The organism is Pseudomonas sp. OVF7 (genome assembly GCF_030644265.1).
GTDB classification, from domain to species: domain Bacteria; phylum Pseudomonadota; class Gammaproteobacteria; order Pseudomonadales; family Pseudomonadaceae; genus Aquipseudomonas; species Aquipseudomonas gorinensis.
Window position 1 is genome coordinate 55,169 of sequence record NZ_CP128996.1, and the last position, 19,293, is coordinate 74,461.

A 19,293-nucleotide genomic window follows, 5' to 3' on the forward strand; every position below is an offset into this window, starting at 1 on the left:
GTCTCCTTTGCGTCGTTATGAGCCTCTCAGCTTTGATGTCTGGGTGGTCCAATCCTCTGCAATCGGTGGTCAGTCAAATGCAAATGACTGGTCAGGTCGTATGCAAACGCATGGTCAATTGCGCTGCAATTTCGCAATTGAAGCTCAGTCAATTCGGGTATTCCTCAGTCTCAATGCATTGAAAACTACAGATGCAGAACTGACGCTCATGGCTATGGCAGCGATCATTGGCGACAGGAGGTGTCCCGTCAGTGGATAGAGCAAGCCTGCGGCAAGGGGAATACCCATCGAGTTGTAAAGAAAGGCGAAACCCAAGTTTTGCCGCATGTTTTTTACTGTTGCGACCGAAAGTGCCCTTGCTCGTAAAATCCCCATCAGGTCGCCTTTTACCAGCGTGAGTTGCGCACTATTCATCGCAACGTCAGTCCCTGTCCCCATGGCAATGCCCACATCTGCTCGCGCCAGGGCCGGTGCATCGTTGATACCGTCACCAGCCATGGCGACCTTCCGGCCGTATTGCTGGAGGTCTGCGACCAGACGCTCTTTGTCCTGAGGTTTCACTTCACCGTGGACTTCTTCAATCCCCATCTCCCTGGCGACAGCCCGAGCGGTGGTGAGCCCGTCGCCAGTAGCCATGATGATTTTGATGTCATCAGCCTTGAGCTTGGTGACTGCTTCTTTGGAGGTCGGCTTAATTGGATCTGATACTGCCAGTAACCCTGCCAATACCCCGTCGATTGCGAGGTAGATGATACTGATGCCGTCAAGACGCAACAACTCTGCACGCACTTGTAGGGGCTTGGTGTTCACGCCTGCGGCTTCCATCAACGCGGTGTTCCCCAGCTGGATCTTCTTGCCATCGACGATGCCACTGACCCCGATACCTGAACCAGACTCAAAGGATTCTGGCTTGGTGAGCTTAATGTTCTCGGTTCGGGCGTGATCGACGATTGCATGAGCCAAGGGATGTTCGCTGCCCTGATCAAGGCTGGCAGCCAGCTGAAGAACATCGTGGGGATTGAAACTTGGTGTGGCCTCCACGCTGTGAAACACTGGCCGACCCTCTGTCAGGGTGCCTGTCTTATCGACAATCAGCGTGTCGATCTTGCAAAGGTTTTCGATGGCACTGGCATCCCTGAACAGCACACCCATGCTGGCTGCTTTACCTGTCGAAACCATGATCGACATGGGCGTAGCAAGACCCAACGCACAGGGACAAGCGATGATCAGCACGGCGACAGCGTTGATCAGACCAAACACCCAACTGGGCTCAGGGCCAAAAAGCCCCCAGCCGACAAATGTCAGTATCGCAATCGCGATAACACCCATCACAAAGTAGCCAGCAATAGAGTCGGCCATTCGTTGCATTGGTGCTTTGGAGCGCTGAGCCCGAGCGACCATCTGTACGATTTGTGACAGCATGGTCTCGGCGCCGACCTTCTGCGCCTCCATTACCAAGCTGCCATGTGTATTCAGCGTGGCACCGATCAGGCTATCTCCAGCTCTCTTCATTACCGGCACTGGCTCGCCAGTGAGCATGGACTCATCCACCGCACTTTCACCTTCCAGTACTGAGCCATCAACTGGCACCTTTTCACCAGGCCTGACCCGCAGATGGTCTCCAAGGTGGACATGTGTGTGAGGAATGTCTTCTTCCTGTCCATCGGCATTGATCCGGCGTGCGGTCTTGGGCGATAGACCGAGAAGGGACTTAATGGCGGCGGAGGTTTGCGATCGGGCTTTGAGCTCAAGAATCTGCCCAAGCAAGGTGAGCGAGATGATGACCGCGGCGGCTTCGAAGTAGACGCCGATACGTCCATCTTGCATGAAGGTGGCGGGAAAGCTTTGGGGTAAGAGCGTTGCCATGACGCTGTAAAGGTAGGCTGCGGCGGTACCCAAACCAATCAGAGTCCACATGTTTGGACTGCGATTTCTAATAGAGGCTATGCCCCTTACAAAAAAGGGCCAACCTGCCCATAAGGTCACCGGTGTCGCCAGAGCTAGCTCGATCCAGTTTTGGATCGAGCCATGGAGGAGTTGTAACGAGTGTCCCGCCATGGCGAGCACTGTCACTATCACGGTTAATGGCAGCGACCACCAAAAGCGGCGGGCGAAATCCCGGAGTTCAGGATTTTCTTCTTCATCGAGCGTGGGCATGACCGGCTCTAATGTCATGCCACATTTAGGGCAGTTGCCGGGTCCGGGCTGGCGTATTTCCGGGTGCATCGGACAGGTAAACTCAGTGCCTGTTTGTACCGCAGACTCTGAAGAGGTGACGCGGGATTCGGCGCTCGAAACATTACCGCTGTAGCGTTCAGGATCAGCTCGAAACTTCTCCTGGCATTTCAGGCTACAAAATTGATATGTCTGTCCCTGATAAGACTCACCAAACTTACTTGATGAAGTGACTGCCATTCCGCACACCGGGTCACGTAGATCATCGTCATTGAGCGGAGCAGCATGGGCGTGACTGTGGTCGTGGTGGCTCGATATGGTAGGCATGGCTATTCCCCTTTTTCGTCCTTGTGGGTTGCTGCCTGATCGCCATGGCTATGTCCGCCATGTCCATGTCCAAAAAAGTGCATCAATGGACAGATCAACAGAATCAGATAAGGCCAAAATGGATAAACGTGGCTGAAATGCTCCCGCAAAACGTAAAAGGCACCAATCGCAATGAGCATGATTAGTACAACGCCTGTTTTGCGCCTCCAAAATGGTGCGGTGGTGTTTCCATCCGGATGCTGATGGTTATTCATGATCTAAACCCCACTGTGTGAGCATTGCTGTGATCTCTGCGACAGAGCGTAGCCAACTCTTGCGTCGAAGCGGTGTTAGCAGCCAGCTCTGGCTTATTTCAGGTCAAACTGACCGACCATCCCTGACTGATAATGCCCCGGCACGTTGCAGCCAAACTGAAGCCCAGTGCTGTTGTTGAAGGTCCAGATCAGCTCTTTGGTTGCGCCAGGCTCAATCAGGACGCTGTTCGGGTCGTTGTGCTCCATTCCGACCATCTTCATTCCACCCATGCTGTGGCCCATACCGCTCATCGTTTTCCCGGTACCTGTGGGGTTAAGCGTTCCGTTCTGGAACATGCTTGCCATTTCTTTTTGGTGTGCTGCGTGAGCAGCAGCTTTGCCGATGTTGAACTCGTGCAGCAGCGAACCCTCATTGCGAAGGACAAATCGAATAGTTTCACCAGGCTTTACGTCGATGCTTTCAGGTTTGAAGAAAATATCGCCCATCTCGACCTCCACCGTACGGGTAACCTCAGAGGCGACTCCAGGCTGGCCGATGTCCTCTTTCCCATGCCCTGCGCTGGCCATAGCCGTAGCACCGAAGAGTAGAGTGATTGCTGCGATGACAGGGGTAACGAGCTTAGCTTTCATGGTGACCTCGAGAGTAAGTGGGAAACACTGGCTATGCTAATGATGCGGAGCTGCCAGTTAACTGACCTGAACACTACATTTCTGTCAGTTTTCGAAATAAATACGGCGTCCAGATGACGCCGCATTTAACAGGACTGTTCAAAAAGCTCTTTTCAGGGAGTTGCTTACTGATGGTTCTCTGACAGCATCAGCTTGTGCTCGCGTTGCATTTGACTCAAAACGTCGTCGACAATTTTGTCGTGCTTTTCCATCCAGGCCAGGTGCTGCTGGGGTGACATTGAGGCGTCTGGATGATCTTTATGGAGTTGGCTCATGATGTCGCCGAGCATTTTCATATGCTCGGCCATGTGGACATGACGCTGTCCTTCAGGGGCTTTTTCAGCTTGGATCAGTACGGCTTCAGCCCTGTCGCGCAGGCCTTCCATACGCTCTATCACCCGGTCTCCGCCACTTTCAGCCCATACAGAAGCTGAGACGAGTATCGAGCTCACAAAAAACAGCATTTTCAGGCGATTCATGGGGCAACTCCTTATGGAATTGTTTTCCGGCTCCCTAACGTTTCATGCTGAAGAGTCGGTCGAGCACCAGGAAGTACTCATGCTTGAACCCTAGACAGCGCTCGCTGACATCTACCTGAAGCCAATATTACTTTTCTGTCAGTTGCTGGTTGGCTGGCGTGTTTCGTTGCAGACTGCGCTTCATCATTATCCGAGAGCCACCCTCATGAGACTTCTGGTTGCTGAAGACGAACCCAAAATAGGTATCTATTTGCAGCAAGGACTCACGGAGGCGGGGTTCAATGTGGATCGCTTTACCAATGGCAAGGTGGCGCTACAGCACGCTTTGAGCGAGGCCTATGACCTGCTGATTCTAGACGTCATGATGCCTGGGCTGGATGGCTGGGAAGTACTTCAGAAGGTTCGTGCATCCGGAAAAGATGTTCCCGTGCTCTTCCTCACGGCGCGAGATCGCGTTGAAGATCGAGTGAAAGGACTTGAACTCGGTGCAGATGATTACCTGATCAAACCCTTCGCATTTTCTGAACTGTTGGCTCGCGTCAGAACGTTGCTGCGTCGGGGTAACGGCGCTCCCTCGCAAACCTATATGAAACTGGCTGATCTGGAGGTGGACCTGCTCAAGCGTCGGGCCATTCGTGGAGGTAAACGCATAGACCTTACGGCCAAAGAGTTTGCGTTGCTTGAGCTGTTGCTACGACGTCGAGGGGAGGTGCTGCCAAAGTCACTTATCGCCTCCCAGGTTTGGGATATGAACTTCGACAGCGATACCAACGTTATCGAGGTTGCAGTGAGAAGGTTGAGGGCCAAGATAGATGACGACTTTGAGGTCAAGTTGATTCATACCTCTAGGGGGATGGGTTACATGCTCGACGCGCCTGATTCGGAGTCGGAATGAACCGAATGTCCCTGACGACCCGTATGAGTCTGATGTTCATGCTCGCGGTAACGGCCGTGCTTACGGTCGCCGGACTCAGTTTCAATAACCTCAGTCGGCATCACTTTAAGATGCTGGATCAGCAGGCATTGAACGAAAAGCTCCACTCGACCCAGAGAATTTTGTCCGGGTTGAACAGCATCGATCAACTCAGCGAATTTAAGCCTGAGCTGGAGGCGCTGCTGGGGGCTCACCGTGATTTGACTGCCCTAATAATCGATGGTGACGGCAAGCTGCTGTTTGCTGATCCCGGTCCGGTAGATATTCCGAAGGAGTTCCGCACAACCACAAACAACAACGTCTGGGAGTGGCGGGAGCAAGGGCAGATGTTCCGTGGAGTGACGGCACAAGCCGTTGTGACGGGGCAAGACAAGCCGTTGACAGTCATTTTGATCTTTGACGTTACTCAGCATATGTCCTTTTTCGAGACGCTTGAACGATGGTTTTGGATAGGGTTGGTGATCAGCGCATTGGTCAGTGCTGCACTCGGCTGGATGGTAGCAAGCAGTGGCATGCGGCCCATTCGCCAGGTCACGCGGGTCGCTGCCTCAATGTCAGCAAAATCACTCAAAGAGCGCATCCCCTTAGCACCCGTTCCCAAAGAGCTTCAGCAAATGGTGCTGTCGTTTAACGCAATGTTGTCCAGGCTCGACGATGCATTTGTCCGGTTATCGAACTTTTCCGCAGACATTGCCCACGAACTACGGACCCCCGTGAGCAACTTGATGACCCACACCGAAGTGGTGCTTTCAAGAAAAAGGAATATTGAGGACTACGAAGACAACCTGTACTCAAATCTTGATGACTTGAAGCGTATGAGTCGGATGATTGATGACATGCTTTTTCTGGCGAAATCTGACAACGGTCTGATCACACACGAGAACAAACCAATAGACCTCGTGGAAGTAGTGGAAAAATTGCTTGAGTACTACCGCCTTTTGGCTGATGAGCGAGGGATTCAACTCAAGGTTTCAGGAAGGGGCAGCGTCCGAGGCGATGTCCTTATGCTCCACAGAGCCATTTCTAACCTGCTCTCTAACGCGCTTCGCTACACCTCTGAAGGGAAGACGATCAGTGTCGAAATCCTCCAGAAGGAGATGTCGGTATTGGTCGTCGTGGAGAACCACGGAGAACCCATTGCCCCCGAACATCTTGAAAAGCTTTTCGATCGTTTTTATCGCGTGGACCCAGCGCGGCGAGAAGGGAGTCCAAGCAACGCAGGGCTAGGTCTGTCGATTACCCGATCAATTATTGAGGCGCATGATGGCAAAATCTGGTGTACGTCATGTGACGGGAAAACGGCCTTTCATCTAGAGTTTCCTAGTGTTGACTTGGAGGTCAGCTGAACAACGGCGTATTTGTGATCAACGGCGATCTCTCAGCCTGCGCCCAGCGTCCACTTTCGTTATTTTTGAATGAGTGAAAACCCTAGTATCTGGGGCACGCGGTCTCGTCTTTAAGTCTCGCTACGCCCGCCAATTCGAGGCCAAACACCGCGTCAAGCTGACTGAAATGTAATCGAACAGTTTGCGTTCGTGTGGCATCGTGTTCTTGCACTGTGACGTTGGGGCCTAGTGAGTTTCTCGTGTTCAACCTGACCTAGAACACGGAGGCTACTAGCTAATCATCAGTGGTTTTAACAAGAATCGAAAAGTAAAAATTAGATATTCCAAACAAACCTCGAATCAACAGCTCTTGCTGTGAGGAGTCTTGCATGTCATTCCTTAAAACTACGACCGTAGCTGTTGCACTTACCGCTGGTTTGCTTCTGAGTGCAGTTGCTCAAGCACATCCAAAGCTCCTTTCTTCCACTCCGGCAGAAGGCTCGAATGCGGCGGCCCCTTCGAAAATTGAACTGCACTTTTCTGAGAATCTCACCACTCAGTTTTCCGGTGCAAAACTAATCATGACCGATATGCCTGGCATGCCGAACTCCCCAATGGGTGTTAAGGCCGCCGTCGCTGGTGGCGGTGATCCGAAAACGATGGTGATTACACCGGCAGCACCTTTGACCACCGGTACCTACAAAGTCGAATGGCGTGCTGTCTCCTCGGACACTCACCCGATCACCGGCAACTTCTCATTTAAAGTGAAATGATTTATGAGCGACTCAATAAATATTGTGGTTCGCTTTGCTCTTTATTTCGACCTGATGCTGTTATTCGGATTGGCAATTTTCGGCTTGTACAGCCTCAGGGGAAAGGAAAGAGTATCGGGCACGGTCTTGAATTTTGAGTCGCTTCTTTACGGTACTTCCGTTGCAGGTGTAGCTCTGTCCCTTGCCGCGATGTTGTTGCTTGCGAAAGCAATGAGCGGTGTGTCGGAGCTTATGGAGCTACATCGTCATATTTTTGAAATGGTCCTTATGGGGACTGACGTCGGGTTGACCTGGATGGTCCGAATAGCTGCCTTGGTGATGGCAATTATTGGCGTCGCGTTGAACAAGCGATTTCCAACACCCAGTCTCTGGATCGTCACTGTATGCGGAGCGATTGCGTTGGCGACGTTGGCATGGACAGGGCACGGCGCCATGGATGAGGGCAGTCGACGCTACTGGCATTTCATCACCGACATTTTCCACCTATTAGCCGCAGGTGGCTGGTTGGGCGCTCTATTGGCATTCGCTCTACTGCTGCGGTTGAAATCGCTAAAGGGCGAACAAGAAGCTCAAATTCTTGCACGGGTACTGACTGGTTTTGAGTCGGCCGGCGGAGTGATTGTTGCGATCATAAGCGTTACGGGCGTAGTAAATTACCTGTTTATCGTTGGCCCACACCTCGATGAAGTGATGCTCAGTACTTATGGCCAGCTGCTGTTTTTGAAAATATTGCTCTTTGCTGGGATGATCGTTTTAGCCACGCTGAACCGCTTTCACCTAAGTCCGGTATTGGAGCGGTCAGTTCGAAATGGAGAATACTCTGCCGCAGTCAATGCCTTGCGCCGCAGCATGACACTCGAGTTTTTAATGGCAGTCGTCATAATTTGTCTTGTCGCATGGTTAGGCACTTTAAGTCCGGAAATGGAAATGAGCGCGGAATAGAGGTTGGTGACAGCCGACTAAGGAGTCTAGAAGGTGAATTGTAAGGGCCATTTCCACCGGCTACACTCCAGCCCATGAAACGCTACCTACGGTTTTGCCTGATTTTCCTGATTAGCCTGGCGCTCCCCCTCAGCGGGATGGCGGGTGTTCAGGCGCCGACTGAGCCCTGCCCCATGAAAACCATGGGCATGGCGATGATGGACGGCATGGGTCAAGACTGCTGCCATGACATGAAAAGTCCCACCGAGCACGGCAAACCCTGTAAGCCAGGCCAGGAGTGCAAGACTGGTGGCATGCTGCAAGTCTCCATCATCAAGCCTCCTATCACCTTATCCAGCCCCCTCGTACTGTCCTTCTCCCTAGATTCCCATCCAGTACAAACCCCGTCAGGGGTATGGCGACCGCCCCGCACTTGATTCCTGTACCACACTCAGCCTCATTCCGCGTTAGCGGGATGGCATATCTGCGTGCATGTCTGATGAAGCGCGCAGTGGATCATCACAGGAATCGTGAACATGAACTCCAAGTGCTATTGCACAGGGTGGTCCCTCGTGGCCGGCCTGGCGGCAAGCGTACTGGCATTGCCGAGTCTCGCTGCCGCATTGACACTCGATGAAGCTTTGCAGCTGGCTGAAAACAATGCGCCGTCGCTGACTGCACAAGACGCGAAAATTCAGGCTGCCAGTAGTGCGGCCATCCCCGCTGGTGAACTACCCGATCCCAAGTTGCTGCTAGGCGTACAGAACTACCCCATTGGCGGTCCGGATCGCTGGAGCATCGATCAGGACTTCATGACTATGCAAATGGTCGGAGTCAGTCAGGAGATGCCCAACAGTGCCAAGCGCAAAGCCCGCATCGAGGTCGCTGATGCAGCCATTAACCGCGCCGCAGCTGAGCGCCGGGTCGAACGTCTAAAGGTTCGTCAGGCCACGGCGCTGGCCTGGATCAACAGCTTCTCCGTTGAGCGTAAAGACGCGCTGTTCCAGGATTTCTACAAAGAAAACCGTCTGCTGGCCGATACCGTCCGTGCACAAATTGCCGGCGGCCGCGCTCAACCTGCTGATGCAGTAACGCCCAAACAGGAAGCGGCACAACTGGAAGAGCAGCAGGACGATCTGATTCGCCAGAGAGCGCAGGCCCGAGCGGCTCTGAAGCGCTGGATTGGCCCGGCCGCCAACGACAAACCTGTGGGCAGCTTGCCTGAATGGCCTGTCGAAGCCTCTGGCTACTCTCATAAGCTGCAACATCACCCAGAATTGGCAGCGTTTGAGCCTATGACCCGCGAAGCGCAAGCCAAGGTCCGTGAAGCCGAGGCGGAAAAACAGTCGGATTGGAGCTGGGAAGTCGACTATCAGCATCGTGGTCGACAGTTCGGCGACATGGTCAGCGTGCAACTTTCCTGGGATCTACCACTGTTTCCTGATTCTCGGCAAAACCCCAAGATTGCGGCCAAACACGCTGAACTCAACCAGCTTGAGGCTGAGCGCGAAGCGCTGTCACGCGAGCATACCCAGCAACTGGAGGACGAGCTGGCCGACTATGAACGCCTGAATCGTGCCGTGCATCGAACCCAGGACAGCCTATTGCCCTTGGCCAAGGAAAAGGTCGAGCTCAGCATGGCCAGCTATCGGTCCGGCAAAGGCGATTTGAGCTCCGTTGTCGCCGCCCGCCGCGAGCTCATCGAAGCCCGTCTCAAGCAGATTGATGTGGAAGAGCAGCGAGCGCTGACCAGCGCGCGCCTGTATTTCGCCTACGGGGAGTCCAGCCAATGAACCTTAGAAAGTGGAACGGGGCATTGCTGGTAGGCCTCTCGCTGGTATTGGGTGTTGCCGGTGGTTACTGGTTCGCTCAGCAGGGCATGAGCGAAGTACCTGGTGCAGCCCCAGAGCAGAGCCTCCCCTCTCTGGACGAACGCAAAGTACTGTATTGGTACGACCCTATGTCCCCGCAGCAAAAGTTCGATAAGCCGGGTAAGTCGCCCTTCATGGACATGCAGTTGGTCCCTCAGTACGCCGACATCAAAGGGGACAGCGCATCCGTTCGCATTGATCCAAGCCTGACTCAGAATCTCGGTGTGCGACTGGCTACCGTCAGTCGAGGTGTGTTTGCTTCGAGTCTGGAGGTTGTCGGTGTGTTGGCTTTCAACGAGCGGGACGTCGCCGTCATTCAAGCCCGTACGGCGGGTTTCGTCGAGCGCGTGTATGCCCATGCTCCTGGCGACGTGATCAAAGCCAATGCCGCCATGGCGGATATCCTTGTACCTGAGTGGGCTGCGGCTCAGGAGGAGTTTCTCGCACTCAAGCGCAGTGGCGATGCGGGCTTGCTGGCAGCGGCTCGCCAGCGCTTGCGGCTCACCGGGATGCCGGCGGCATCAATTGCTCAAGTAGAGCGCAGTGGCAAAGTCCAACCAAACCTGACCCTCACCAGCCCTATTAGTGGTGTGCTGCAAGAGCTCAATGTGCGCGAGGGTATGACGGTGGCCGCCGGCGAGACACTGGCACGCGTTAATGGTTTGAGTAGCGTCTGGCTGGCCCTGGCCGTTCCGGAGACTGAATCTGGATCGATCCTCATGGGGCAAGCGGCAGAGGCGCGTTTGCCCGCGTTCCCTGGGGTTGTGCTCAAGGGCGTCGTCAGCGCGATTCTTCCGGAAACCAATCCGGATAGCCGCACCCTTCGCGTCCGCGTCGAGTTACCTAACCCAGAAGGCCGTCTCAGGCCGGGTATGACCGCACGAGTGAGCCTCAATCGTTCAACGGAGCAAAGTGTGTTGTGGGTGCCGAGCGAGGCCGTCATTCGCACCGGTCGACGTGCCCTGGTGATGCTCGCTGAAGACGCTGGCCGCTATCGTCCTGTTGAAGTGTTGATCGGGCAGGAAAACGATGGCAAGACGGCGATCTTGAAAGGTCTGGAAGAGGGCCAGAAGGTGGTTACCTCTGGCCAGTTCCTGCTCGACTCGGAGGCCAGTCTCAAGGGTATCGTTGCAAACTCAGAGGAACAGTCACCACCCAGCGCAGCAGCCTCCAGTTTTCATGAGGCGGATGGGCAGATCGTTGAGATCAACGACAAAGAAGTCACACTCGCCCATGGCCCCTTCAAAACGCTGGGCATGCCTGGCATGACGATGACGTTCCCGCTCGCCAATCCGGCGCTGATGCAGGGCCTCAAAACGGGCGACAAGGTCCGGATTGCAGTGAGTCAAACCGACGATGGCTTGCGTGTTGAGCGTCTAGGGAAATCAGGGGGCCAGCTATGATTGCTGCCCTGATTCGTTGGTCAGTGGCCAACCGATTCCTGGTGCTACTGGCGACACTGTTCGTCACGGCTTGGGGCATTTGGTCGGTGCAGAGCACGCCCATCGATGCGCTGCCGGATCTCTCCGATGTTCAGGTGATCATCCGCACCCCGTATCCGGGACAGGCACCGCAGATCGTCGAGAACCAGGTGACCTATCCGTTGGCCACCACCATGCTTTCGGTGCCTGGCGCCAAGACCGTGCGCGGCTACTCCTTCTTTGGTGACAGCTTTGTCTATGTGCTGTTCGAAGACGGTACTGACTTGTATTGGGCCCGCTCGCGGGTGTTGGAGTACCTGAGCCAAATACAAAGTCGCTTGCCGGCCAGCGCCAAACCGGCGTTGGGGCCGGATGCGACAGGAGTGGGCTGGATTTTCCAGTACGCGCTGGTAGATCGCAATGGCGGACACGATCTGGCGCAACTTCGTGCACTTCAGGACTGGTTCCTCAAGTTCGAACTCAAGACTCTGCCCAACGTTGCCGAGGTGGCCACCGTGGGTGGCATGGTCAAGCAGTACCAGGTGCAGCTTGATCCGCTCAAACTGGCCAGCTTCGGTATCACGCAGGCCGAGGTGGCCGACGCGATCGGCAAGGCCAATCAGGAAACCGGTGGTGCCGTCCTGGAGATGGCAGAGACCGAGTTCATTGTGCGGGCTTCCGGCTACTTGAAAACGCTCAATGATTTTCGGGCGATCCCACTCAAGCTGGGATCGGGCGGTGTGCCGGTGACCCTTGGCGATGTCGCCACCATTCAGTTGGGACCGGAAATGCGGCGTGGCATTACTGAACTCGACGGTGAAGGCGAGACCGTCGGTGGCGTGGTGATTTTGCGCAGCGGCAAGAATGCTCGGGAGACCATTGCGGCGGTCAAAGCCAAACTCGACGAACTGAAAAGCAGCTTGCCGGCGGGGGTGGAAATCGTCACCACCTACGACCGCAGCAAACTAATCGACCGCGCGGTGGAAAATCTCAGCCACAAACTGCTCGAAGAGTTCATCGTCGTCGCGTTGGTGTGTGGCATCTTCCTCTGGCACCTGCGTTCATCTCTGGTGGCAATCATCTCCCTGCCGGTGGGGGTGCTGATCGCCTTCATCGTGATGCGCTATCAAGGGATCAACGCCAACATCATGTCCCTAGGCGGAATTGCCATCGCCATCGGTGCCATGGTCGACGCTGCCGTGGTGATGATTGAAAACGCGCACAAGAAGGTTGAGGCCTGGCACGTGGCCAATCCGGGGGAGGAACTGAAGGGTGAACGTCATTGGCACGTGATGACCGAAGCGGCGGCTGAAGTTGGACCAGCACTGTTCTTCTGTTTGTTGATCATTACCCTATCGTTCATTCCGGTGTTCACCCTGCAAGCGCAAGAGGGGCGGCTATTCGGCCCGCTGGCTTTCACCAAGACCTACGCCATGGCCGCAGCGGCGGGATTGTCAGTGACCTTGGTGCCGGTGTTGATGGGCTACTGGATTCGGGGACGAATTCCCAGTGAACAACAGAACCCGTTGAACCGGTGGCTGATCCGGATCTACCAGCCGGCTCTGGATGCAGTCTTACGACGACCGAAGATCACGCTGCTGGTCGCGTTGCTGGTTTTTATCAGCGCACTATGGCCAATGTCGCGCTTGGGTGGCGAGTTTCTTCCGCCTTTGGACGAGGGCGACCTGCTCTATATGCCTTCGGCTCTGCCGGGATTGTCGGCGCAGAAAGCGGCGCAACTGCTGCAACAGACCGACCGCCTGATCAAGACCGTGCCGGAGGTCGAACATGTCTTTGGTAAAGCCGGTCGTGCTGAAACTGCCACCGACCCGGCGCCGTTGGAGATGTTCGAAACCACCATCCAGTTCAAGCCACAGGAGCAATGGCGCCCAGGTATGACTCAGGAAAAACTGGTGGAAGAGCTGGATCGAGTGGTGCGAGTTCCTGGGCTGACCAATATCTGGATACCACCGATACGCAACCGAATCGACATGCTGGCCACGGGGATCAAGAGTCCTATTGGGGTGAAAGTTGCCGGCACCAACCTGACCGAGATTGATGCCGCTACCCAGGCGGTCGAGCGGGTGGCCAAGGATGTGCCCGGCGTCAGTTCTGCGCTGGCCGAGCGACTGACGGGTGGTCGCTATATCGATGTGGATATCGACCGCAAAGCCGCCGCCCGCTACGGGCTGAATATCGACGATGTGCAGTCCATCGTGGCCGGCGCTATCGGCGGTGAAAATGTCGGCGAGACCATTGAAGGGCTCGCACGCTTCCCGATCAACGTGCGTTATCCACGGGAGTGGCGTGACTCGCTCGGTGCCTTGGAGCAATTGCCGATCTACACCCCGCTAGGGAGCCAGATCACCCTCGGCACGGTGGCGAAGGTCAAGGTCAGCGACGGCCCGCCGATGCTCAAGAGCGAGAATGCACGGCCCTCTGGTTGGGTATACATCGACGTGCGTGGCCGGGACATTGCCTCGGTAGTCGCCGATCTACGCCGGGTCGTCAGCGAGCAGGTCAAGTTGCAGCCCGGCATGAGCCTGAGTTACTCAGGACAGTTCGAATTTCTCGAAAGGGCCAACGCACGACTCAAACTGGTGGTGCCTGCCACGCTGTTGATCATCTTCGTGCTGCTTTACCTGACATTTGCACGCTTTGACGAGGCCCTGCTGATTATGGCCACTTTGCCATTCGCACTGTCTGGCGGGGCATGGTTTCTCTATCTGTTGGGATTCAACCTGTCGGTTGCCACCGGGGTCGGCTTCATCGCCCTGGCCGGCGTTTCTGCCGAATTTGGCGTGATCATGCTGCTCTACCTGAAAAATGCCTGGGCCGAGCGTGAAGACGTCGGCGACCGCACTGAGCGCGGTCTGGTTGCGGCGATTCGTGAAGGCGCTGTGCAGCGCGTTCGACCCAAGGCCATGACCGTTGCGGTGGTTATCGCTGGTTTGTTACCAATACTTTTGGGAAGCGGTACCGGCAGCGAGGTGATGAGCCGCATTGCCGCCCCGATGATTGGAGGTATGGTTACGGCGCCCTTGCTATCGCTGTTTGTGATCCCGGCGGCCTATCACCTCATGCGTCGTCGACACTTGTCCGTTGAGCCTGGCAAGCACTGACGCGTAAAAATGCATACAAAAGGGGCTGCGCTTGCAGCCTCGTTTGAGCTGCACAGCCCGTTCTCATCAGTCCTACGCGCGGTATGTATCGAAATTAGCAAGTTTATGTCTTTTGCATAAACTCGCTAATTTCGATACATACGCTGTGGTCAGTGCCATTACCCACCAGCACTTGCCAGAAAAACGAACGCTGCGAACACTCCGTTTCGATGAGCCACAAACAGCATCCTGCTTATAGCCGACTCAGCATTCGTCACCCTTAGATCTCTCTTGAAATCGAGGCAAATGACCCTAATATGATCTTATCTTGCCATCATCGTTTTCAATCATGGATGTTTCTCGGGGGTAGGTCGGAATGGCAGAACAAGAAGACGCTAAGCCCGCAAGCGGGCGCTTCAACACAAATGATGAGACGAAGCGGATCGTATGGACACAGACCGCTGGTCATTGTGAACTGTGCGGCACGGATCTGACGTTCGATTATCGTGCCGGCAAGCCAATGAAATGGGGCGAAGTGGCGCATATCCTGCCCGCCAGTCCCAAAGGCCCTCGGGGACGCGCGGATCATGATGCTGAGGCGCACACAAACGATACCGCTAATCTGATGCTCCTGTGCCCAGGTTGTCATGACAAAATTGATCGTGACGCAGATGGGTATCCTGAAAATGATTTGAGTGGTTTACACCAAGCGTACCTGGAACGCATCCGACTCGCCGCAACGACCCCCGATGGTGGCAGAGCTATTCCTCTCATCGTCCAGAGTCAGCATTTTCAGACGATCAACGATATCCCCGTTCGCGATCTGTTGACTGCGATGTCCGCCGAGGGATTAACCGCCTTCGATCAAGGCATCAAAATCGCCTTCGCTGCACCCGGACCACGTGGCAGGGACACTACCTATTGGCAGAACGTCAAAGACAGCGTCCAGTATGAGCTGGAGCAGCAACTCAAGCGTCGCGGCGGCACTTATGGCGATTCGCCCGCGCTAGCAGTAGTCGGCTTGGCCGACATTCCGGCCTTGATGATGTTGGGCCAGAGTATCGGCGACCGTTCCAAACGCTTGATCTTCTCTTTTCACCGCGAGCATCTTTTGCGCTGGCCCGATCAGTCTGCTGAGCCGCCTAGTTTTCTGTTTACGCCTCCACCCAACGGCGATGGCCCACTGGCGTTGGTGCTCTCCATTTCTGCGCAAGTTCCAGTTCGCGACGTGACCGACGCTCTACCCGGTGCACGTATTGCAGAGCTGTCGATCCCAGAACCAAGCTACGCGATGGTACAGAACCGTCGGGTGATTCATGCCTTTCGCGACGCACTTCAAATACGACTGAGCCAGCTTGAGGCTCTGACTCCTGACCCTATCCACGTCTTCGCCGCCATTCCTGCGGCATTAGCCATCGAGTTTGGCGCGTTGCTCACAACACAGCATCAACATACATACCTGATCTTCGATCGGGACAAAGAAAACCAAGATCGGTTTACGCAAACACTGCAATTGGGTCCAGTGGCCCAGGAGGCTATGTAATGCTTTTGAGCAACGAACAGACCAAGCGCAGCAGTTGGGAATATTTTCTGCTTCGCGCCGCGCGGGAAATCTCGCTGTCGGAAGCGCAGTACGAAAAAATCAATGACCGCTACTCCCAACTGGAAAAAATCCTCTCGGCTTCCGACAACCCGCTGCTCGCTGAGGCCCATATTTTCGTTCAAGGCTCGATGCGGCTGAAGACGACCATCAAGCCAATCCCCGGCGCGCCTGCGGATCTGGACACCATTGATGCGGACGCGATTATTTGGCTTCCTCACGCTCAGGGCGCTGGTGCAAAGGAAGTTCTAGAAGCGATTGAGCAGCGTTTTAGGGAAGGCTCCCGCGTTCAAGAAGAAGTTAAGCAATTACGTCGTGGCATCCGGATCGTTTATGCCGACGAAAATCCAGGTTTCCACATCGATGTCACGCCTGCCCGCGCGATCAACGGAAATGGCGAAGCAAACGGCGAAGGTAAGCTGGAGGTTCCGGATCGGGTCACAGGGTGGAAAGCAAGCAGCCCTATCCCTTACTCGAATTGGTTGCAGGTTGCTTCTGCCCAAGAAATCTCTCTGGAAAGCTTGGTAGTTGCCAAAAGCCAGCGGATGCTTGATGCCGCGACACAAGATCCTTTACCGCATTATCAGGATTACATCGATCAAGATCCCCTGCGTGCGACCATTAAGCTGCTCAAGCGGCATCGCGATGAATGGGCCATCAAGACAAGGAGCGCTGATACTCGCCCAATATCTGCGGTCATCACCACCCTGGCCACGCACGCATACCTGGATGTCGTAAAGGAGTCGCAGTCGAAGCCTCTGGCTCCGCTCGATGCAATTTTGGAAATCGTTCGCAGGATGCCGCAGCACATCGCGCAGAGAGGTAGCGACTGCTATGTCTACAATCCTGCCGATAACGGCGAAAACTTTGCAGAGAAGTGGAATCGACCGGGCGAGGGGCAAGGCTATCGCCAAGCATTTGCCAAATGGCATGCGGACGCCAGTGCATCTGTTTCATTGGGTTTGGAAAGTTTTGAATCCAACGATTCCTTTGCCGAGGCAGTGAAAAAGAATTTCGGTATTGCACCGGCATTCATTACGGCAGTGAACAATGAGATCCCTGCGAACTGGACGATGCCCGGCCGACCGGATGGCACTACTCGAAACTCTGCTTCGATGGGTTCGCTCTTCGGAGGGGCCAGCGGTGGCGGAACCTCTCAGTCGAGCGTAAAGCCAGTTGGACGCCTTGGCTGATCCTATTAAGACGCCATTGCAGCGCGGAATCGCCGCACTGCGAAACACCCTAGGTCAGGATGCTGCCGATGCATTGCTCCAGCCCGCACCCACGCGGGCTGACGAAGCGGCGTGCTTTCACTTCCCCTTGCCCACCGATTACACGGGGCAGGAGCGCCGACTGCGTATAGGTTTCCCCTCCAACTTTCCCCGTGGACTCTTGCGGCTGAACGTCGAACCCTCTCCATGGCTGGTTTGGCCGCATGCCACCAAGTCGGGGCTTTGCCTTCATGGCTTTCAGGAGCGCCCCATTATGGGCTCCCCGGAGGTCGTGGTAGAGGACAGCCTTGCTCGCTTGGCCCAGATCGTTTCGTTGTCCAAGATGGGATCAAACCAGGCAACGCGCGATATCGAATTTCAGAATGAGATCACTACCTACTGGTCTTTTCAGCACGGTCAGTCATTCCAGAACCTCTTACTGTTGGATCGCCCTCAGGCCGCCTCGCAGTTGTTTGCTCTCAGCGATCCGCGCCGGGTTATGCCATCCGGTCAGGAAACGGTTTGGTTAGCATCGAACGTAGCTGCACTCAAAGGGCATTACCGACGGGTTGTCGGGCGCTCCGCTGTCATTCGCGCGGCCGAAACTCCCGGTTTTTACGTCAAGCTTCAGACTTATCCGGATATCCGCACCCCGGATCCGGAAGATTTATTGCTGTGGCTCACGCCACACCTTCAACCAGACGATGCCGAGCAATTGCTGGCATGGTTTGAGCTGCATGGAACGTTGGCGAGTCGATGGATTGTTCTGGAGCTTCCAGGAGGGGCAGATGCTCCAACATATTGCCTCAATGTGCGCTCGCTCGGCGTACAGCAGGAGCGGGGGGCAAAGTTTGGCTTGCGTACAGCGCGCCGTCGGCCAGCTATCGCAAATGCACATCCTCCGGCGCTCGTCCGAGCAACTGCCCTGGACGTGCTTGATCGAGCGTCCATTCTGTCCCGCGATATAAGCGGTACTGCACAGCACCTTGAAAATGCTCGAGTCGTTTGTGTTGGCGTTGGCTCGTTAGGCAGTGCGGTGGCAATACAATTGGCACGATCCGGTGTCGGCCACCTTACCCTCATCGATCCTGACACTTTGGTGTCAGCCAATCTGGGGAGGCACGTTCTGGGAGCGGATAGCCTAGGTAGACTGAAAGCCTCCGCGTTGAGGGACAAGATTCTGTTAGATCTTCCGACGACAGAATGCACCGCTTATGCGACTTTTGCCGAAGTGGTGATGAGCAGCAAACCAGAAGTGTTTGATAACGCAGATCTGGTGGTGATCACGACAGCAGACTGGCAGTCGGAGGTCACTGTATGGCGAGCCAAATCAAGCGGCGCTCCTTGGGGGCTTTTACAAGCCTGGAGCGAACCGTATACCCAGGTAGGCCATGCGCTATTCGCACCAGCCGGCACCTTTGATGGCCGTCAGTTGTTCACGGACGTCGGCGATTTTCTGCATAGATTTACAGAGTGGCCGGGAGGCGGTGTTGTTCCACTGCCCGCGTGTGGCGAGAGCTTTATCCCAGGCGGCTCGCTGGGAATGACCAATATCGCCTCTATGGTGTCGCACACGGCCTTACGCGCATTGACCGGCAACATCGCCACTGCATCTTGGGTCAGCAGTATCTACAGGCCTGAAGATGTTCTGAGCCTAGGAGGCCAATACCATGGTCCCAAACTGCCAGAGGGAGCGCAGCAAATCTTACTCGAGCGCGGATGGCCGGAAGATAAGGACGAAACGGTATGACGGATATCGCATGGCGCTGGCGATGGCCGGAGGTGAATTCCGAGCTATTGGTGTCCCAAGCTGTCGCGGACATCTTGGATAGTCATCGGCAGGGCCTTTTTGGCGTGGAGCGAGGGGGACAGTTATTTGTCAACCCGGTTGATCCGAAAGGGTTGCTGCTGGCCTTGGCCACGTTGCCTCATCGCGCCGATCGGTCAGGCTGGTCTTGGCTAGAGTTGGATGCGGAGCGGTGCCGTCAGGAAATCCAGGCTGCCAACGAACAAGGGTTACGTCTGGTGGGCTATTGGCATACGCATCCCCAATCCGTTCCGGTGATCTCTCCGGCAGACATCGGAAGTTTCTCCAAATTTGCTGCACGTTACACGCAGGATCTGCCGCACCCAATAGCCGTTATTGTCGGCAAGTCCGAAAAACCAGAAGGTATCAAGGCGTGGTCGTTCAGGGACGGCAGATATGTTGAGGCAACCTGTATCAGATGAGCT

General features: G+C 55.2%; 16 protein-coding genes. 12 read left to right on the forward strand and 4 right to left on the reverse strand.

What is annotated here, in order from left to right:
• Nucleotides 1-144 precede the first annotated feature (144 nt).
• The 4 genes from QU606_RS00265 to QU606_RS00280 all read right to left on the reverse strand — a co-directional run bounded on the left by QU606_RS00265 (nucleotide 145) and on the right by QU606_RS00280 (nucleotide 3,904).
• Nucleotides 145-2,502: a heavy metal translocating P-type ATPase gene (locus QU606_RS00265; protein ID WP_024078229.1), complete on the reverse strand. Its 2,358-nt coding sequence runs from the start codon at nucleotides 2,500-2,502 to the stop codon at nucleotides 145-147.
• Nucleotides 2,503-2,504: 2 nt separating this feature from the next.
• Nucleotides 2,505-2,756, reverse strand: coding sequence for a DUF2933 domain-containing protein (locus tag QU606_RS00270; RefSeq protein WP_019821297.1), 252 nt, complete (start codon nucleotides 2,754-2,756; stop codon nucleotides 2,505-2,507).
• A gap of 93 nt (nucleotides 2,757-2,849) precedes the next feature.
• Nucleotides 2,850-3,386: a plastocyanin/azurin family copper-binding protein gene (locus QU606_RS00275; RefSeq protein ID WP_024078228.1), complete on the reverse strand. Its 537-nt coding sequence runs from the start codon at nucleotides 3,384-3,386 to the stop codon at nucleotides 2,850-2,852.
• A 164-nt stretch (nucleotides 3,387-3,550) separates the two neighbouring features.
• Nucleotides 3,551-3,904 (reverse strand): co-regulatory protein PtrA N-terminal domain-containing protein, encoded by a 354-nt coding sequence (locus QU606_RS00280; RefSeq protein WP_024078227.1) that lies wholly within the window; start codon nucleotides 3,902-3,904, stop codon nucleotides 3,551-3,553.
• Between the two features lie 205 nt (nucleotides 3,905-4,109).
• Here QU606_RS00280 and QU606_RS00285 point away from each other — a divergent pair, with 205 nt between their 5' ends.
• The 12 genes from QU606_RS00285 (at nucleotide 4,110) to QU606_RS00340 (ending at nucleotide 19,290) form a co-directional block, all read left to right on the forward strand.
• Nucleotides 4,110-4,799 (forward strand): heavy metal response regulator transcription factor, encoded by a 690-nt coding sequence (locus QU606_RS00285; protein ID WP_024078225.1) that lies wholly within the window; start codon nucleotides 4,110-4,112, stop codon nucleotides 4,797-4,799.
• Nucleotides 4,796-6,184, forward strand: a complete 1,389-nt coding sequence (locus QU606_RS00290; protein WP_024078224.1) for a heavy metal sensor histidine kinase — start codon at nucleotides 4,796-4,798, stop codon at nucleotides 6,182-6,184. The genes QU606_RS00285 and QU606_RS00290 overlap by 4 nt, the downstream gene beginning before the upstream one ends.
• Before the next feature lie 368 nt (nucleotides 6,185-6,552).
• Nucleotides 6,553-6,936: a copper homeostasis periplasmic binding protein CopC gene (gene copC, locus QU606_RS00295; RefSeq protein ID WP_019821291.1), complete on the forward strand. Its 384-nt coding sequence runs from the start codon at nucleotides 6,553-6,555 to the stop codon at nucleotides 6,934-6,936.
• Nucleotides 6,937-6,939: 3 nt separating this feature from the next.
• Entirely contained in the window at nucleotides 6,940-7,878 is a 939-nt protein-coding gene (gene copD, locus QU606_RS00300) for a copper homeostasis membrane protein CopD (RefSeq protein WP_019821289.1), read from the forward strand.
• Between the two features lie 74 nt (nucleotides 7,879-7,952).
• Nucleotides 7,953-8,294 (forward strand): hypothetical protein, encoded by a 342-nt coding sequence (locus QU606_RS00305; protein ID WP_019821287.1) that lies wholly within the window; start codon nucleotides 7,953-7,955, stop codon nucleotides 8,292-8,294.
• A 99-nt stretch (nucleotides 8,295-8,393) separates the two neighbouring features.
• Nucleotides 8,394-9,650, forward strand: a complete 1,257-nt coding sequence (locus QU606_RS00310; protein WP_019821285.1) for a TolC family protein — start codon at nucleotides 8,394-8,396, stop codon at nucleotides 9,648-9,650.
• Nucleotides 9,647-11,131: an efflux RND transporter periplasmic adaptor subunit gene (locus tag QU606_RS00315; RefSeq protein WP_019821283.1), complete on the forward strand. Its 1,485-nt coding sequence runs from the start codon at nucleotides 9,647-9,649 to the stop codon at nucleotides 11,129-11,131. The genes QU606_RS00310 and QU606_RS00315 overlap by 4 nt, the downstream gene beginning before the upstream one ends.
• Entirely contained in the window at nucleotides 11,128-14,271 is a 3,144-nt protein-coding gene (locus QU606_RS00320) for an efflux RND transporter permease subunit (RefSeq protein WP_019821281.1), read from the forward strand. The genes QU606_RS00315 and QU606_RS00320 overlap by 4 nt, the downstream gene beginning before the upstream one ends.
• Before the next feature lie 355 nt (nucleotides 14,272-14,626).
• Nucleotides 14,627-15,793: an SAVED domain-containing protein gene (locus QU606_RS00325; RefSeq protein WP_019821280.1), complete on the forward strand. Its 1,167-nt coding sequence runs from the start codon at nucleotides 14,627-14,629 to the stop codon at nucleotides 15,791-15,793.
• Nucleotides 15,793-17,043, forward strand: coding sequence for a nucleotidyltransferase (locus QU606_RS00330; RefSeq protein ID WP_019821279.1), 1,251 nt, complete (start codon nucleotides 15,793-15,795; stop codon nucleotides 17,041-17,043). Before QU606_RS00325 ends, QU606_RS00330 begins: the two co-directional genes overlap by 1 nt.
• A complete protein-coding gene (locus QU606_RS00335; RefSeq protein WP_031319187.1) occupies nucleotides 17,027-18,811 on the forward strand; it encodes a ThiF family adenylyltransferase in 1,785 nt (594 codons plus the stop codon). The genes QU606_RS00330 and QU606_RS00335 overlap by 17 nt, the downstream gene beginning before the upstream one ends.
• Nucleotides 18,808-19,290, forward strand: coding sequence for a Mov34/MPN/PAD-1 family protein (locus tag QU606_RS00340; RefSeq protein ID WP_017341627.1), 483 nt, complete (start codon nucleotides 18,808-18,810; stop codon nucleotides 19,288-19,290). The genes QU606_RS00335 and QU606_RS00340 overlap by 4 nt, the downstream gene beginning before the upstream one ends.
• The last annotated feature ends 3 nt before the right edge of the window (nucleotides 19,291-19,293 follow it).

Coding starts and splice junctions, on each gene's coding strand:
- QU606_RS00265 (WP_024078229.1), bottom strand. CDS start 2,502: ATGCCTACCATATCGAGCCACCACGACCACAGTCACGCCCATGCTGCT.
- QU606_RS00270 (WP_019821297.1), bottom strand. CDS start 2,756: ATGAATAACCATCAGCATCCGGATGGAAACACCACCGCACCATTTTGG.
- QU606_RS00275 (WP_024078228.1), bottom strand. CDS start 3,386: ATGAAAGCTAAGCTCGTTACCCCTGTCATCGCAGCAATCACTCTACTC.
- QU606_RS00280 (WP_024078227.1), bottom strand. CDS start 3,904: ATGAATCGCCTGAAAATGCTGTTTTTTGTGAGCTCGATACTCGTCTCA.
- QU606_RS00285 (WP_024078225.1), top strand. CDS start 4,110: ATGAGACTTCTGGTTGCTGAAGACGAACCCAAAATAGGTATCTATTTG.
- QU606_RS00290 (WP_024078224.1), top strand. CDS start 4,796: ATGAACCGAATGTCCCTGACGACCCGTATGAGTCTGATGTTCATGCTC.
- copC (WP_019821291.1), top strand. CDS start 6,553: ATGTCATTCCTTAAAACTACGACCGTAGCTGTTGCACTTACCGCTGGT.
- copD (WP_019821289.1), top strand. CDS start 6,940: ATGAGCGACTCAATAAATATTGTGGTTCGCTTTGCTCTTTATTTCGAC.
- QU606_RS00305 (WP_019821287.1), top strand. CDS start 7,953: ATGAAACGCTACCTACGGTTTTGCCTGATTTTCCTGATTAGCCTGGCG.
- QU606_RS00310 (WP_019821285.1), top strand. CDS start 8,394: ATGAACTCCAAGTGCTATTGCACAGGGTGGTCCCTCGTGGCCGGCCTG.
- QU606_RS00315 (WP_019821283.1), top strand. CDS start 9,647: ATGAACCTTAGAAAGTGGAACGGGGCATTGCTGGTAGGCCTCTCGCTG.
- QU606_RS00320 (WP_019821281.1), top strand. CDS start 11,128: ATGATTGCTGCCCTGATTCGTTGGTCAGTGGCCAACCGATTCCTGGTG.
- QU606_RS00325 (WP_019821280.1), top strand. CDS start 14,627: ATGGCAGAACAAGAAGACGCTAAGCCCGCAAGCGGGCGCTTCAACACA.
- QU606_RS00330 (WP_019821279.1), top strand. CDS start 15,793: ATGCTTTTGAGCAACGAACAGACCAAGCGCAGCAGTTGGGAATATTTT.
- QU606_RS00340 (WP_017341627.1), top strand. CDS start 18,808: ATGACGGATATCGCATGGCGCTGGCGATGGCCGGAGGTGAATTCCGAG.